The organism is Inquilinus sp. (assembly GCF_057815775.1).
The window spans coordinates 1-12730 of sequence record NZ_JBYRFX010001017.1 but is presented as its reverse complement, the minus strand read 5'-3'; the positions used below and the strand labels follow the sequence as shown (position 1 = coordinate 12730).

The following is a 12730-nucleotide window of genomic DNA, read 5'->3' as shown; positions in this document are numbered from 1 at the left end:
ATTGGCCGGCCGCGGATCCGGCGCCGGCACAGCCGCCGCCTCCACCGCCCGCGGACCGGCACCGAGCGCGCGGCACAGTGCCGAGACCAGCGCGTCCGGGTCGGCGGCGATCAGCCGGTCGACCGGGGCCAGCGCCTGGTGATCCATGCTCCAGCCATTGTGCAGGGTGTGGTCGAGCGAGACATGCACGACCAGCCCCGCCGGCCGGGCCGGCAGCGCCCCGTTCAGTGCGATCCAGTCGAGGCTGAGCACCACGTCAGCCTGTTCCAGCGCCGCGCGGGCCTCGGGCAGCGGGAACACGCCGGGCGGCGCGAGCGAGAGCGGATGGTCGGTCGGGAAGCCGGCGCCGAGCTTCAGGTCGGTCAGGACCTGGGCGCCGGTCGCCTCGGCCAGGGCGATGCGCTCGACCCAACCCTGTTCCGACCGGGACACCCGCCCGACCAGAAGCACCGGCCGCTTCGCCCCGCGCAGCAGCGCCGCGAGACAGTCGACCTCTTCCGCCCCCGGCGGATGGTCGATCCGCGGCGCCAGGCGCTGCAGGTCGAGCGGCGGCAGCGGGGCGTCCAACGGCGCCTCCTGCATGCCGGCGTCGAGATTGACGTAGACCGGGCCAGCCGGCAGCGTCTCCGCGATCCATTTCGCCCGCACCAGCGCCTCGCGCGCCGCGCCCGGGGAGGCCGGCTGGTCGTCCCATTTGACATAGTTGCGCACGATGGCGCCCTGGTCCCGCGCCGTGTGGATCCAGTCGATCCACGGCCGGCGCTTCTCGGCATCAACCGGGCCGGTGGCGCCGATCACCAGCACCGGCATGCGGTCACACCAGGCGTTGAACATCGCCATGGTGGCGTGGAACAGGCCGACATTGGAATGGACCGCGACCGCCATCGCCCGCCCCGTCACCTTGGCATAGCCCTGCGCGATCGCGACCGCGTGCTCCTCATGCAGGCACAGCAGCATCTGCGGCCGCCGGTTGCCGAGATGGTTGACCAGGCTGTCGTGGAAGCCGCGGAAGCTCGCGCCCGGGTTGAGCGCGATATAGGGGATGTCGAGCGCCCGCAGCGTGTCGGCGACGACATCGCTGCCGAACGCGGCCGGCCCCGGCTGACCCACCGGGGTTTCCTGGACAGTATCGGTGGGATCAAGTGTGCGCATGCCGGTCACTCCGCAGCCATGTCGGGCCGGCCGGGCCGAGAGGCCCGGTGCAGCCAATAGTCCCAGGCCCGCTGCAGCACCGTCTCCCGCAGGTTGATTTCGGACGCGAGCCGGATCTCGCCCGGCGTCAGCGGCGTCACGGTGCCGAGGCGCAGCGCGGCCTGCAGGATCTCCGCGTCGCGGCAGAAATGGATGGCGCGGAACAGCATCTCGCGCAGCGTCCGCCCGGCCACCACGGCGCCGTGATTGGCCATCAGCACCGTCCAGTGCGGCCCCATCGCCGCGGCCAGCGACGCCCCCTCCTCCGCCGTCGAGACCAGCATGTTGGTGTCGCCGAACGCGTCCCGGCCGCTCCAGAACGGCACCGTCTCGCCCATGGTGGCGCCGACATGGGACACCGGCACGATCGCGGTGCCGGTGACGCAGAACGGCATGATCGCCGGGGCGTGGAAATGGCAGATCGCGCCGATATCGGGACGCAGCTGGTACAGGGCGCCGTGGATCACCCGCTCGGCATAGAACGGCCCGGAGTCGGGGTCGTCGGGCCGGGAATCGAGGGCGAAGCGGCGAATATCCGCCTCGGCCACGATCTCCGGGCTGCGGGAGCGGGACAGCAGGTAGCGGCCGGCATCGGCGGGATCGCGAAGGCTGACATGGCCAAAGGCGTCGAGCACGCCTTCGCGGGCCAGGATGTGATTGGCGGCCACCAGGTCGCGACGCGTCGCGTCCGACTGGGTCATCGGCTTGCCTCCCTGCGGGGTCCGGCTCGATCGGCCGGTTCTCGACCCGAAGCAAACCGCACCGGTCCCAGGCTGTCCAAGACATGTTTCTGTTCAGCCAGACCGAAATGGTTTGACTGGGGACGGCCTGCCCCGGAAGCTTCCGCCAGGGGGACCACGCTGTGCGCATGCGGCAGTTGGAATACTTCGTCCGGGTCTGCGAGACCGGCAGCATCACCAAGGCGGCACAGGCGCTGAACGTGGCGCAGCCGGCCATGGGCCTGCAGATCAGGACCCTCGAGGAAGAGCTCGGGGTCCAGCTGCTGGTCCGGACGCCGCGGGGAACCGCCCCCACCGATGCCGGCGAGATCCTGCTGGAGGAAGCGCGGGTCATCCTGAACCGGGTGCGCGAGCTGCGGCGCAGGCTGCGCGAGGCCGACACCGCCGCACAGCGGCCGGTCATCCTGGGCATGACGCCGAGCCTGACGACGCTGCTGACCGGCCGGCTGCTCAGCGCGCTGGCCGTCGAGGCACCGCGGATCAAGCTGCAGATCTTCGAGGAATTCAGCCACATCCTGATCGAGGGGGTCGATCGCGGCCAGCTCGACATGGCCCTGGCCTACAGCGTCCCGGCCGATCGCTTTCCGAACCGCGAACCGCTGCTGCGGGAGGTGCTGTTCTTCGTCTGCTGCCCGGGTTCGGCCTTCGACCAGCCGGGGCCGCTGCCGTTCAGCGACCTGGCCAAGGCCGAATTCGTGATGCCGAGCGAGCGCGACCTGGTCCGCCTGCGCGTCGAGGAGACATTGCTGCGCAACAACCTGACCCTGAACATCACCTTCCAGGTGCAGTCATCGCAGGCGATGAAGGATGTGATCGCGCGCGGCATGGCCTGCGGCGTGCTGCCCTACGGCACGATCGCCAAGGAGCTGGCGGCCAAGACGCTGGTCGCCCGGCCGATCGTCGACCCGCCGATCGTGCGCGAGCTGTTCGCGGTCTGGCCCGCCGACAAGATTCCGACGCGGGACGAGCGGAAGGTCCTGGCCGTGATCAAGGATTTGCTGCGAAGCCTGCTGATCGAGATCCCGACCCTGGCGGCCTGGCGCACGGACTAACCGGGCGCCGCCTCAATTCACCGATGGCTGCGCCGCAACCAGCTGGGATGGCACAAGGTGGATCTGCCCGACCTGGAGGGCGGCCTGTTCCCGCTGCATGAACATGGCGACGGCGATGCCGAGAGCGAGTGCTGCCACCACCGTCAGCAGGCCCGTGCGGGCCGGGCCGAGGACGATGTCCGACACCGCCCGGGCAGACAACGGCGTCCGGCGGCGGGTCGAAACCGGCCATTTCTGGCGGGAGGCGCTGGCGGTGGGCTGCATGAGGCATCCTTGCCGATCAGGGGTGAGGCCCGATTGAGGGCAATTCGGCCGCACAGGATGGCTGTGGCCAAAGGCGGAAAGCGCGACCATGGAGATACCGGCCATGCGGCGGAGACTCGCCATCTCAGGGTTGGCAAGGCCAATCCCAGGGACGGCGAGTCTCCGCCGGATGGCCGGCAGGAGCTACGGGCGACGGGATCTGGGGCCGGAACGGCAACGGGCCGGGGTTGATTCGGCCCGCGCGCCCCGCGCCGGCCGTCTTCGGACTCGCTGTTGCCGTCAGCCGGCTGTTCCAGGCACGGGCCTCGACGAATGCCGATCTCTACACCGTCGCGGCGTCCCATGGGCTCAGCCGTCCTCTCGATCATCTCCTGTGTTGTTCAACCGACCTGCACGTCCGCATGGCAGGTTCGTGGTCTCGGCTGCCCGGCTTCGCATCTGCCGTCGAAGTCCGGGTGCTGGAACAGTGCGCAAGAAACGGTAACTATTCGTCGTACCGTCGAACGAAACAAAATCGACAGCTTTTTACTAAACTTCTTGCCGCCATGGCACCGTCACATCCGTAAAACTAGCATTCGGCCCGGAAGCATCGCGGTCTCACTTCAAGCCTGTTCCCGAGGTCAAAAAAAGGGGGGCCAGCCCCCCTATTTGAGCTAGGGTCCCTGTGCTTCCTCCCGATGATGAGCGACGATCCGATGATTGCGGGTGATCAGACCACGCGTGCCCTGGTGATCGAGGACCAGGATCTCATGCGCCTGGCGCTCATCAACGAGTTGAAAACGGTGCTGAGAGATTGCGCCGTGCAGGGCGCCGCAACCTGGGAGACGGCCTCCCGCCTGCTGCAGCAACAGGATTTCGATCTTGTCATCACCGACCCGGGACTGCCGGGAATCGACCCGACGTCGCAGATGAACCGGCTCGAGGTGGTGAAGGAGGCCGTCGAGTCCTGCCCGAACGCCCTGCATATCATCATCACCGGATCCGACAGCAAGGATGAGGGCGAAAAGTGCAGGCAGCTCGGCGCCAACGCCTATGTCGGCAAGACCGGATTGGATCGCGATGTCCTGATCAGCGTAATCCAGCGCATCTCCGAAACCGGGTTCTCCCTATGGCTTTCGGAAATCAAGGACAGACCGCCGGAATTCTATTATTCCGGATTGACGCCTCGGGAACAGGAAATCCTGGATTTCATGCGCCGCCGACCAAAAGGAGCCAAGCGTAAGGAAATATACGAGCAGATGGGCAGTCAGTTCGATATTGATCCATTTACTGTCGAGAAATATTATAAACAGGCCAGAGCAAAGCTTATAAAGAACGGACTCTTCCCGAAAGGCGCTTGACCATGGCAGCGGCCCCAAAGATCTCCCACCAGGCCTGCTTGCACGGGATGCGCGGCACCGTTTGCGGCATGCTGGCGGGAGCCGCATTGCTTTTCGGCGTGGCCGGCGCTCAGGGCGCCCCTGTCGGGTATGAAGAGCCTCAGGTGTTGAAGATCGAACCCGGCGCCGGGGAGCCCGTGCAGACCTACACCCCCGAGCAACTGCAATCGACGTTCGCGATGCAGGAGGTCGAAACCTTGACCCCATGGTCGAAGGGAATCCGCATTCGCTACCGGGGCCCTGCCTTGAAGGATCTTCTCGCACGCGGGAAGATGTCGGATGTCCAGTCGGTGGATGTTTTTGCCTTTGACGACTTCCTGACGACCATCCCGATGAGCGATATCTCGCAATATGATCCCATCCTTGCTACCGAGCGCGGCTGCATCGCCGAAGACTACCAGACCAAGCGCTGCCAGGGCGGCCAGGCCTTTACAGCGCTTCGGATCGGCGACTACGGCCCTTATTATCTCGTTTGGCCTTCCGACAGGCTGCCGGCCTCGTTCATCCCCGAACGCAATGCCGTCTGGGTCTGGTACGTCGTTGCGTTGAGACCAGGCACATGAAGCGAGGGATGCCAAAATCCTTCAATGTCATTTCCTATTTTTTGCTCGCCCTCTCTCTGGCAATTAGCGCCTTATGTTTCTACAGATCTGAGCAGTACCGATCAGATACCGATGTATTATTGACTGAGACCTATGAGATTCAACGCCGGGCGTCCCTGATTCGCGAGATCGTGGCGAACACGATCGGCGAAGTTCGCCTGGCCATCGCCGCCGAAAATTATCCTTCCACCATCCAGGATGATATCGATCTGCTGTCTTTCAATATATCGGCAACGAAGGATCTGGAATACTCAACCAAATACCTGGAACAGAAGGAACTAAATCGACTGACGATGAGTATAGCGATCATCGATACAGAAATAAGCCCCATACTGAATGACCAAAAGCGATATAATTCTATTTTATCATCTCTATATAAAATCAAAGATCAGATGATCCACTTTTCCGGATCGGCCATGACACACACTCTGACCGCAAAGGAAACAACCAAAATTCATGACAATGCGTTAAGAAATACGACGATATTTGCGACATCTCTTTTCCTGTTCGTACTTTTCGGCGTGATGATCCAACAGAGAGCCGCGTTCGCGCAGAGGAAGGACCAGCAGATCCGTTCGTTCGCTTCCCTGTTCGCCCATATGACTCGGTCGCGTGTCACGGGGCTGGCCCTGTTCCTCGGCCGGCTGAGAGGATCGACGACCGAGGATCCCGAGATGGTCGCCGCGGCGTTCCGCACGGCAAAGGAACTGGATGCCATCAATGACGGGCTTCTGAAGATCGCCTATACGGCCAAGCCCGCAGGGGGAGTCTCGCTTGCGACGGTGCTCGAGACCATCGGCCGGGACCATGGTGGCCAAGACCATGGCGGACAGATCCGCTTCGATGTCCGGGACGATGCCCGGAACGCGGTGGTCGCATCGCCGCAACTGCATCTCATCCTCGACGAGCTGATCCGCAACGCCGAAAACGCCGTTGCCGCCGCTGATCGCGCCGCCCCCCTGGTGATCGTGCGGGGACGGCTGGCGCCGCGCTTCCCGATTGGCCACCGCCTGATCCTCGAGGTGACCGACAACGGGATTGGGATGACACCGGCGGTTCGCGACAAGGCGACCGAGCCCTTCTTCTCGCTACGAGCCGGCAGCCATGTCGGATTGGGCCTGACGAGTTGCGCCGAGATGGCGAAAGCACTCGGCGGCAAGCTGACCATCCAGTCGGCGGAGAATGTCGGCACCACGGTGCGAATGTCATATCCGGTCACCCGGCTGGCCATGGGCGGGCTGCGGAACGACCAGGCCAAGGAATATCTCAGCCGCTCCGGCGGCCACATCGCCGGCGAGTAGCGGCCATCCCGGCTGCGACGCCGTGGCCCGGCGACCTGGGCTGGCCGTGGCCGCAAACCCGGCTACAATCGAAGCGAACCGCATGGCCTGGCGAGGATCCGACCCGATGGCGCGACAGACCCGGTCCCAGCGATATCTCGGCCTCGCCAGCGTTGTCATCGCGTTGACCCTTGGCACCGCTACTCTGGCGCGGGCCGAACCCGCGTTCACCGATCCATGGCCGCGCGTGACCGATGCCGATGGCCGCATCGTCTCGATCCCCAGCCGCAGCCCCTTTGCCCCGGCCGATATCGGGCCGGACGCCCCGGCCACCGCGGCGCACATCACCTATTACCCCCCCGCCGGAGCGGATGCGGCGCACAAGGCGCCGGCGGTGGTGCTGCTGCACGGCTCCGGCGGCATCGATGAGAACCGGGAACCGACCTATGCGCGCGAGCTGGCGGCGATGGGCATCGGCGCCGTGGTGGTCGACGTGTTCGGGGCGCGGCGCGACATCGCCACCAGCTTCGTCGACCGGGTGATCGAGATCACCGAGACCATGGCCCTGGCCGACGCCTACGCCACCCTGGCCTGGCTGAAGGCGCGGCCGGAGATCGACGGCAGCCGGGTCGCGGTCTGGGGCTTTTCCTACGGCGCCATGACCAGCGTCATCGCCGCCAATGCCGGCATCGCCGACCGGCTGGCGGCGCTGTACGGCCTGGGCGACACCCGCTTCGCTGCGCATGTCGCCTTTTACGGCCCCTGCATCACCAGCTTTGAGGATCCGCGCACCACCGGCGCGCCGGTGCTGATGGCCTGGGGCGACCGCGACGCACTGATCGATGCGACGCGCTGCGAGGCCACGGCCGCGGCGATGCGCCAGGGCGGGTCGCGGGTGCAAACCGTCAGCTATCCCGCCGGCGTCCACCAATGGGATGGCAGCCGGCCCGGGCCGCGGCCGATCGTGCGGCTGCTGAATGACTGCGACTTCCGGGTCGAGCGCGACCTGACGGTGCGCGACGGCAATCTCGGCATCGCCATGACCGGGCCCTTCACCCGCAAGATCATCCTGGCCTATTGCGTCGGCAGCGAAGGCTATCTGATCGGCCGCGACGACGCCGTCCGCGCCAGATCGGATCGCGACGTCGCCGCCTTCCTCTCCGCCGCCTTCGGGCTGGCGGGTCGCAGCTGAGGCGGAGACACTCATGTCCGGACTGCGCCGGCTGATCGGCGCCCTGGCGACGCTGGTGCCGGCGCTGCGCGCGCTGGCGCCGCGGCCGGTGACCACGGCCGAGCGGCTGGCCGCCTTCCCGACCCGCGGCCTGCCACTGTCGCGGCCGGTCGACATCCGTTGGAACGACCAGCAGATCCCCTTCGTCGAGGCCGAGACCGACGGCGACCTGGCGGTGGCGCTGGGCATGGTCCACGCCCATCTGCGCGGCGGCCAGATCGCGCTGATGAAGCGGGCATCGCAGGGCCGGCTGGCGGAGATCGCCGGGCCGATGGCGCGTGACATCGACCACATGCTGCGCATCCTCGATTACGGCCACGCCGCCGACACGGTGATCGACCGCATGCCGCCGGATGTGCGCGACTTCTCCGAGGCGTTCGTCACCGGGGTCAACGCCTATCACGCACTGGAGCCGGCGCCGCCGCCGGAATTCGCGCTGCTGGGCCTGCGCCACGAGCCCTACACGCTGCGCGACATGTGGACCATTGGCCGGCTGGCCGGCAGCGACATCAACTGGGTGGCGTATTTCGGACTGCTGCGCGAACGCGGCACGGCCGGCTTCGCCGAGTCCTGGGCCCGCACCCTGAAGGCCGGTGCTAACGCCACCGCCAGCTTCGCCGCCGGCAGCCAGCAGGCGGCGCTGGCCGCGCTGCTGACGGCGACCGGCCGGACCGGCAGCAACAGCGTCGCGGTGGCGGCCGCCCGCAGCGCCACCGGCAGTGCGCTGATCGCCAGCGACCCGCACCTGTCGCTGTCGCTGCCCAATCTCTGGGTCGTCGCCGGCATGCGGTCGCCCGGCTACCACATGGCCGGGCTGATGGTGCCGGGCATGCCCTTTGTCGCGGTCGGCCGCAGCCTGCACCTCGCGTGGGGCGGCACCAACATGCGCGCGGCGTCGAGCGACCTGTACGACGTCAAGGCGGTGCCGCCGGCGGAGATCGAGACGCGCCAGGCGGTGATCCGCACCCGGTTCTGGCGCAAGACCCGGCGCCCGGTCCGGCGCACCGTATTCGGCCCGATCATCAGCGATGCCAAACTGGCCCGCAGCCGGCCGGGCGATATCATCGCGCTGCGCTGGATCGGGCATGAGCCGACCGACGAGATCACGGCACTGCTGCGCGCCGCCCGCGCCACCACGCCGGAGGCGTTCCGCGCCGCCTTCGCCGGCTTCGGCGTGTCGGCCCAGAACATGATCGTGGCCGCCGCCGATGGCCGGATCGGCCAGGTCATGGCGGCGACGCTGCCGGTGCGCACCCAATTCCCGCCGCAGGACCCGGTGCTGGACGCCGCCGACCCCGCCACCCATTGGCAGGGGCTGGTGGACGCACCCGTGCTGCCCTGGTCGGTCGACCCGACGGCCGGCGTGCTGGCCACCGCCAACAACCGGCCGACCGACACAACTGTGCCGGTCGGGTTCTTCTTCTCGCCCGACGACCGGGTGCGGCGACTCTACACCCTGCTGAACGCCAAGGAGCGGCTGGCGCCGGAGGACCTGATCGCGCTGCAGGCCGACACGACATCGCCGGATGCGGGCACGCTGGCGCAGCGGCTGGTCGCAGCCTTGCGCGACGCCGGCCTCGGCCAGGATCACGCCGGCTTCATCGACCGGCTGGCGGCCTGGGATGGCGACTATGCCGCCGGATCGGCTGGCGCCCCGGCCTTCGAGACCCTGCTGTATCATCTGGTGCCGCGGGTCTATGGCGCGGCCTCGGTCGAGGCCATGCCGCGGCTGATGGCGCAGTGGAACGCCATCACCGCCTTCCTGGCCGACGATCTGGACGCCCTGGCGCCAGACCGGCGCCGGCAGGTGCTGGCCGAATCCGCCAGGCTGGCGGCGACCGACGCGGCGCCGATCCCGGCCTGGGGCGACATGCACCGCATGACGGTGGCGCACATCCTGGGCCGGCTGCCGGTGCTGGGGCGCTTCTTCACCTATGGCGAATACCCGACCGGCGGGTCGCGCGAGACGCCGATGAAGGCGTCGCATGGCATGGTCCGCGGCCGCCACACCGCAACCTACGGCTCGATGGCGCGGCACGTCGCCGATATGTCCGACCCCGATGCCAGCTGGGTCACCCTGTTCGGCGGCCAGGATGGCTGGCTGGGCAGTGCCAATGCCGCCGACCAGATCCCGTTGTGGCGGGAGCGGCGGCCGATCCGGCTGCCGCTGCGGCCGGAGACGGTGGCGCGGGAGTTCCCGACCGTGCTGCGGCTGGAACCGGCCCGGCGATGATCGACCTGACCCCGGTCTTCCGGCTGGCGGCGGCCCGCCGGCGCCGGCAACTGCACCGGCTGGACCCGGTCGACAGCCAGCGCCAGACGCTGCTGCAGCTGCTGCGCCGTGCGGCCGGCACCCGCTTCGGCCGCGACCACGGCTTCGAACGGATCGGCGACGTCACCGCCTACCAGGCCGCCGTCCCGCTGCGCCGCTATGAGGAGATGTGGCGCGACTATTGGCAGCCGGCCTTTCCGGTGCTGCAGGACGTGTCCTGGCCCGGCCGCATCCCGTATTTCGCGTTGTCCTCCGGCACCACCAGCGGCACCAGCAAATACGTGCCGGTCAGCGATGCGATGCGGCGATCGAATGTCCGCGCCGCCTTCGACCTCGCCGCCTGGCATCTTGGCGCCCGCCCGCACAGCCGGATGTTCGGCGGTCGCAGCCTGATGCTGGGCGGCAGCACCACGCTGACGGAGCACGCGCCGGGCATCTTCAGCGGCGACCTCAGCGGCATCGCCGCGCGCACCCTGCCGGTCTGGGCCCGGCCCTTCGTCTTCCCGGGGCCGGAGCTGGCCCTGCTGTCGGATTGGGAGGAGAAGCTGGACCGCATCGCCCGCGGCTCGCTCGACCTGGCGATCCGCAGCCTGACCGGCACGTCGAGCTGGCTGCTGCCGCTGCTGGACCGGGTGCGGGAACTGCGCCAGGCCCGCGGCGACGCGGCCGACCCGCCCTACCCGTCGCTCGACCTGCTGGTGCCCGGCGGCGTCGCCCTGTCGCCCTACCGGCCGCGACTGGAGCGGCTGCTGGCCGGCACCGACGCCGAGATCCGCGAATCCTACCCGGCCAGCGAAGGCTTCATCGCGCTGCAGGACCGCACGCCCGAAGACGGGCTGCGCCTGAGCCTGGACCACGGGCTGTTCCTGGAATTCGTCCCGGTCGAGGAGCTGGGATCGGCCCGCCCCACCCGCCACTGGATCGCCGATGCCGAGCCGGGCGTGAACTATGCCGTGGTGCTGACCACCTGCGCCGGGCTGTGGTCCTATGTGCTGGGCGACACGGTGCGGCTGGTCGGGCGGGATCCGCCGCGCGTGCTGATCACCGGCCGGACCAGCTACGGCCTGTCGGCCTTCGGCGAACACCTGATCGCCGAAGAGGCGGAGCGCGCCGTCGCCGACAGTGCCGCCGCGATCGGCGCCGACATCAGCGATTTCGCTGTCACGGCGGTGTTCCCGGACGAGTCCTCGCCGGTCGGCCGCCACCGCTGGTTCGTCGAATTCGCAGTAGCGCCAGAGGTTGCCGCCGTCGCCCGGTTCGCCACAACGGTCGACGCCCGGCTGTCGGCCCTGAACGACGACTACCGCGCCCATCGGTCCGGCGGCGCCGGCATGGGCGCGCCCGAGGTAGTGGCGGTGCCGCCCGGCCGCTTCGCCGCCTGGATGAAGTCCCGTGGCCGACTGGGCGGCCAGAATAAGGTGCCGCGGCTGGTCAGCAACGCCGAGCTGGCGGCAGCACTGACCGCCTTCATGACGGCCGACCGGTAGGGCCGTTGCCGTCGCGGCGGGCGACGGCTCTAATGGGCACCCCGTCCTTCCCCAGATGCAGGATCAGGCATGTCCGGCGACCTCATCATCCGCCCGGTAACCCGGCAGGATTACGACCAGTGGCTGCCGCTGTGGGCCGGCTACAACGCCTTCTACGGGCGGTCGGGACCGACCGCGCTGTCGCCCGACATCACCCGGACGACCTGGGCTCGCTTCTTCGACGCCTATGAGCCGGTGCATGCCCTGGTGGCCGAGAGCGCCGGCCGGCTGCTGGGCCTGACCCATTACCTGTTCCACCGCAGCACGACCGCGATCGACCCCAGCTGCTACCTGCAGGACCTGTTCACCACCGAAGACGCCCGCGGCAAGGGCGTCGGCCGGGCGCTGATCGAAGGGGTGTATGAGCGGGCCCGCAGCGCCGGCTGCCCGCGCGTCTACTGGCAGACGCACGAGACCAACCAGACCGCGATGCAGCTCTACGACAAGGTCGCCGAACGCTCCGGCTTCGTGGTCTACCGCAAGCTGTTCTGACGGGCCCCATCCCCAGAGACAGTCGAGAGTCCGTCCGAGAATGCGCTGAAGGCGAGTCGGCTGGTGGTGATTTCGAGAACCGGAGCGCAGCGAACATCTACGTCCGTGAGCACCGGAAGCGGAGAAATCGCCATCAGACGGCCGCTTCAGTAGCATTATCGGATGGACTCTCAGGCGGCCCGATCCATCAGCGTCGGGTCGTCGTTGCGCACCGAATTGACCCGGGTCGAGACCGGATAGGCCTCGACCGGCAGGTCGGCGGGCGGCGCCAGCACGGCGGCCAGCCGGTCCGGCGGCGCCTGCTCCTCGCCCAACCAGGCAGCCCAGTCCGCCGGTTCCAGCATCACCGGCATCCGGTGGTGGATCGGCCGCAGCCGCTCGATCGCATCGGCGGTAACGATGGTGAAGGTGCGGACCCATTCCTCCGAGTCCGGATCCTTCCAGCCCTCCCACAGCCCGGCGAAGCTCATCGGCCGTCCGTCCAGGCGGCGGACGAAATGCGGGGTGCGATCCGGCGCCCATTCGTAGAAGCCATCGGCCGGGATGATGCAGCGCCGGGCCCGGAACGCCTTGGTGAAACTGCGCTTTTCGGCCAGCGTCTCGGCCCGGGCATTGATGGGCTTGGGGCCGGCGGCGGGGTCCTTGCTCCAGCTGGGCACGAGGCCCCAGCTCAGCAGCTGAATCTGGCCGGGCGCGGCGTT

12 protein-coding genes are annotated in these 12730 nt (G+C 68.1%); 8 read left to right on the top strand and 4 right to left on the bottom strand.

Translation table 11 applies throughout. The features are described 5' to 3' along the window. A partial coding sequence (locus AC3XYG_RS36360) for a thiamine pyrophosphate-binding protein (RefSeq protein WP_489144778.1) occupies nt 1–1152 on the bottom strand: 1152 nt, incomplete at its 3' end. Between the two features lie 5 nt (nt 1153–1157). Then, nucleotides 1158–1892, bottom strand: a complete 735-nt coding sequence (locus AC3XYG_RS36355; RefSeq protein ID WP_489144777.1) for a class II aldolase/adducin family protein — start codon at nt 1890–1892, stop codon at nt 1158–1160. Between the two features lie 167 nt (nt 1893–2059). Here AC3XYG_RS36355 and AC3XYG_RS36350 point away from each other — a divergent pair, with 167 nt between their 5' ends. Further along, a complete protein-coding gene (locus tag AC3XYG_RS36350) occupies nt 2060–2983 on the top strand; it encodes a LysR family transcriptional regulator (RefSeq protein ID WP_489144776.1) in 924 nt (307 codons plus the stop codon). A gap of 12 nt (nt 2984–2995) precedes the next feature. On the opposite strand, the gene AC3XYG_RS36345 is transcribed toward AC3XYG_RS36350, so the two are convergent. Beyond that, a complete protein-coding gene (locus AC3XYG_RS36345; RefSeq protein WP_489144775.1) occupies nt 2996–3247 on the bottom strand; it encodes a hypothetical protein in 252 nt (83 codons plus the stop codon). A 677-nt stretch (nt 3248–3924) separates the two neighbouring features. On the opposite strand from AC3XYG_RS36345, the gene AC3XYG_RS36340 reads away from it, so the two are divergent. The 7 genes from AC3XYG_RS36340 to AC3XYG_RS36310 all read left to right on the top strand — a co-directional run bounded on the left by AC3XYG_RS36340 (nt 3925) and on the right by AC3XYG_RS36310 (nt 12029). Further along, nucleotides 3925–4587, top strand: coding sequence for a response regulator transcription factor (locus AC3XYG_RS36340; RefSeq protein WP_489144774.1), 663 nt, complete (start codon nt 3925–3927; stop codon nt 4585–4587). Then, nucleotides 4584–5189 (top strand): putative pterin-binding protein, encoded by a 606-nt coding sequence (locus AC3XYG_RS36335; protein WP_489144773.1) that lies wholly within the window; start codon nt 4584–4586, stop codon nt 5187–5189. The genes AC3XYG_RS36340 and AC3XYG_RS36335 overlap by 4 nt, the downstream gene beginning before the upstream one ends. Nucleotides 5190–5197: 8 nt before the next feature. Continuing rightward, the gene (locus AC3XYG_RS36330; RefSeq protein ID WP_489144772.1) at nt 5198–6529 is read left to right on the top strand and encodes a sensor histidine kinase; all 1332 of its coding nucleotides are present in this window, start codon (nt 5198–5200) and stop codon (nt 6527–6529) included. Nucleotides 6530–6635: 106 nt separating this feature from the next. Then, a complete protein-coding gene (locus AC3XYG_RS36325) occupies nt 6636–7700 on the top strand; it encodes a dienelactone hydrolase family protein (RefSeq protein WP_489144771.1) in 1065 nt (354 codons plus the stop codon). A gap of 13 nt (nt 7701–7713) precedes the next feature. After that, nucleotides 7714–9972 (top strand): penicillin acylase family protein, encoded by a 2259-nt coding sequence (locus tag AC3XYG_RS36320; RefSeq protein ID WP_489144770.1) that lies wholly within the window; start codon nt 7714–7716, stop codon nt 9970–9972. Continuing rightward, complete coding sequence (locus AC3XYG_RS36315) at nt 9969–11498, top strand: GH3 family acyl-acid amido synthetase (RefSeq protein ID WP_489144769.1); 1530 nt, start codon at nt 9969–9971, stop codon at nt 11496–11498. The genes AC3XYG_RS36320 and AC3XYG_RS36315 overlap by 4 nt, the downstream gene beginning before the upstream one ends. 69 nt (nt 11499–11567) lie before the next feature. Then, a complete protein-coding gene (locus tag AC3XYG_RS36310; protein WP_489144768.1) occupies nt 11568–12029 on the top strand; it encodes a GNAT family N-acetyltransferase in 462 nt (153 codons plus the stop codon). 170 nt (nt 12030–12199) lie between these two features. Here the strand turns inward: AC3XYG_RS36310 and AC3XYG_RS36305 are convergent. Next, nucleotides 12200–12730 (bottom strand): SOS response-associated peptidase (locus AC3XYG_RS36305; RefSeq protein ID WP_489144767.1); only part of this gene is annotated, 531 nt, incomplete at its 5' end.